General features: G+C 62.8%; 1 protein-coding gene. It reads left to right on the top strand.

What is annotated here, in order from left to right:
- A partial coding sequence (locus APH33_RS22500; protein ID WP_305728937.1) for an immunoglobulin-like domain-containing protein occupies positions 1-3,641 on the top strand: 3,641 nt, incomplete at both ends.

Raw genomic sequence — 3,641 nt, 5'->3', positions numbered from 1 at the left:
GTGACCGTGACCTTGTCGAACGGCAAGACCATCACTGTTGATCCTGGCAAAACCGTGGGCTCCGTCGATGTGCCGACGGCCGCTAACGACGTCTATAACAACGGCTCCACCGTTTCGGTTTCGATCGAGAAAGCCGAAGGCGGCAACTTCGAAGCCCTGGAGGCTGACAAGACCCCAGTCGAAACCGTGATCAGCGACTCCATCGACACCACTACCGTCTCTCTGTCGGCATCGGAAACCGTGGTCGAAGGTGGCAAGATCACCTACACCGCCACACTGACCAACCCAGCCCAGACCGCCGTCACCGTCACGCTGAGCAACGGCAAGAGCATCACCATCGAAGCTGGAAAAACCACCGGCAGCATTGAGCTTCAGACCGAGGCCAACGACGTCTATAACAACGCTCACACCGTAGAAGTGACGATCGATAAGGCTCAAGGCGGCAACTTCGAGAAGCTGGACATCGATCCTGCGTCAGCGAAAACATCGATAGTCGATTCGATCGACACCAGCACGGTCACCCTGACAGCCACCCCAAGCGTCAGCGAAGGTGGCGTGGTGACCTACACGGCAACCGTGACAGCGCCGGTAACCGGCTCTGCGCTGGTGGTTTCGCTCGCCAACGGTCAGAGCATCGTCATCAAGGTCAACGAGACCAGTGGCTCGGTAGACTTTGTTGCGCCGAACAATGTCTACACCACCAATGCACCGCTGACCAACAGCATCACCGGCGTCACCGGCGGCAACTACGAGAAACTGGTCACCGCCGGTACCCCAAGTACCACGGTCATCGATAACCCGAGCAACCTGGACACCACCAATGTCAGCCTGAGCGCTACCGGTACCGTTCAGGAAGGCGGCCAGATCACCTATACCGTCAAGCTGAGCAACCCGGCCGGCAGCGCCATGACCATCAACCTGAGCAACGGCTCGGTGGTCACCATTGCCAAGGGCCAGAGCGAAGGCACCGTCACCGTCGACGCGCCAAAGAACACCGTATACGTGGATGCCGGCAACGTCAGCGTGAGCATCACCGGCACCGCCGGCGGTGACTTCGAGAAGCTGAACGTCAGCGCGACCCCCGCGGTCACGGCCGTGACCGATACCCTCGACACCAGCACCGTGACCCTGACCGCGACCCCGAGCGTGACCGAAGGCGGCGTGGTCACCTACACCGCGACCGTAACCTCGCCGGTAACCGAGCATCCGCTGGTGATCAGCCTGGCCAACGGCCAGACCATCACCATCGGCGTCAACGAAACCAGTGGTTCGGTCAACTACACCGCACCCAACAACGTCTACATCACCAACACGCCGTTGACCAACAGCATCACCGGCATGACCGGCGGCAACTACGAGAAACTGGTGGCGGTCGGCACGCCAAGCACCACGGTGAACGATGGTCCGAACACCAAGGACCTGACCAGCCTGAGCCTGACGGCTACCCCGACCGTCGCCGAAGGCGGGCAGATCACCTATACCGCCAAGCTGACCAACCCGGCCGGCACCGAGATGAAGGTCACCCTGAGCAACGGTGAAGTCATCACCATCGCCAAGGGCCAGAGCGAAGGCAGTGTGACGGTCAATGCCCCAGGCGACGATCCTTACATCGACGCCAGCACACAGAAGGTCAACATCACCGGCGCCACCGGTGGCGACTTCGAGGTGCTGATCATCGATGCCGCTTATGCCGAAACCAAGGTCACCGACACCCTCGACAACACCGGCCTGAGCCTCAGCGCCACCCAGACCGTTGCTGAAGGTGGCCAGATCACCTACACCGCCACCTTGACCAACAAGGCCGACACCGCCATGACGGTGACCCTGAGCAACGGTGCGGTGATCCAGATCGATGCTGGCAAGACCACAGGCACCGTCACCGTTGCGGCCCCGGCCAACGACGTGTACATCAGTGCGGCCAACGTCTCGGCAACCATCACCGGCACCACCGGTGGCAACTTCGAGCAGCTGACCGTGAGCGACAAGGCTGCGGTCACCGCCGTGACCGACACCATCCAGACCACCACCCTGAGCATCGACGGCACCACCGCGGTGGCCGAGGGCGGCACGGCCACTTACACCCTGGCGCTGACCAACCCGGCACAGACCGATGTCATCGTGAAGCTGAGCTACAGTGGCACCGCCAGCAACGGCGCCGACTACACCGGCGTGGCCACCGTGGTGATCAAGGCCAACAGCTCGACGGCCACCTTCACTATCCCGACCATCAAGGACAACATCACCGAAGGCACCGAGCAGTTCACCGTCAAGATCGACTCGGCCACCGGTGGCAACTTCGAGAACCTGGCCATCAGCGGCAGCGCCGGTAGCGCCACCACGGTGATCTACGAACCGGCGCCCGTGCTGGACCTGGACGCCAACAATTCCAGCGGCAAGACCGGCGCCGACTACCAGACCACCTTCACCGAAGGCCAGGCAGGCAGCGGTGTGTCGATCGGCGATGTCGACGTGACCATCACCGACTACGACAGCTCGATGCTGACCGGCGCCACCGTCACCCTGACCAATCGTCAGCCAGGCGATGCGCTGAACCTGGGCAACAGCGTCAACGGCATCACCATCAACGCCAACAGCACCGACGGCAAGGTGGTACTGACCCTGAGCGGCACTGCGTCGCTGGCCGACTACATCCAGGCGATCAAGAACATCACTTTCATCAACACCAGCGAAGACCCGAGCACCACGCCGCGGATCATCACGGTGACAGTGACCGATGGTGTCAACACGTCGAACATAGCGACCACCACGGTCAACGTGATTGCCGTGAACGACGCGCCGACCACCACCGGCGGCGCGGTCACCGGCAACGAAGACTCCGACCTGGTACTGGCCTGGAGCGACTTCAACGTCAGCGACGTCGATTCGCCGCTGAGCAGCCTGGGCGTGACCATCAATACCCTGCCGGGCGCCGGCAAACTGCAGCTGCTGGTCGGCTCGACCTGGACCGACGTCAAGGCCGGCCAGACCGTCAGCCAGGCCGACATCGCCGCCGGCAAGCTCAAGTTCGTACCGGCCACCAACGAGTCGGGTGTCGACGGCTACGGCGGCACCGGCGTGGGCAACAAGCAGGCCGACTACGCGCAGATCAAGTACACACCTACCGACGGCAAGGACGCGGGCAACCAGGCCACGCTGAAGGTTGACATCAAACCGGTCGCCGACGCCCCGTCGCTGAGCATCGGCAACAACAGCGTCAACTCGCTGGGCCTGACCAAGGAAACCTGGACCAGCCTCACCGGCCTGGGCACCAACGGCAACGGCATTACCGGTGACACGCTGAAGAACGTGTTCGCCAACTCCGGCAAGGCCGGCAAGACCGAAACCGTGACCACGGTCGACACCACGGCCAGCATCACTGCGGGCACGGGTTCGAAGACTTCCGGCCTGATCTACCTGGAAGCCGGCAAGACCTACACCTTCAGCGGCACCGCCGACGACAGCCTGCAGATCGTCATCGGCGGCAAGAACGTCGCCGGCGCCACCTGGGCCAACGCCAGCGGCAGCATCACGGGCAGCTTCACCCCGACCACCAGCGGCTACTACACCTTGGAGATCTACAGCGCCAACCAGGCTGGCCCTGGCAGCCTGGACGTCAACATCCAGGTGGGCAGCGGTGCGGT

The sequence above is a fragment of the Pseudomonas sp. NBRC 111130 genome (genome assembly GCF_001320485.1).
GTDB classification, from domain to species: Bacteria; Pseudomonadota; Gammaproteobacteria; order Pseudomonadales; family Pseudomonadaceae; genus Aquipseudomonas; species Aquipseudomonas vlassakiae.
The sequence above is the reverse complement of the archived record's forward strand: the minus strand, read 5'-3'. Positions and strand labels throughout refer to the sequence as shown.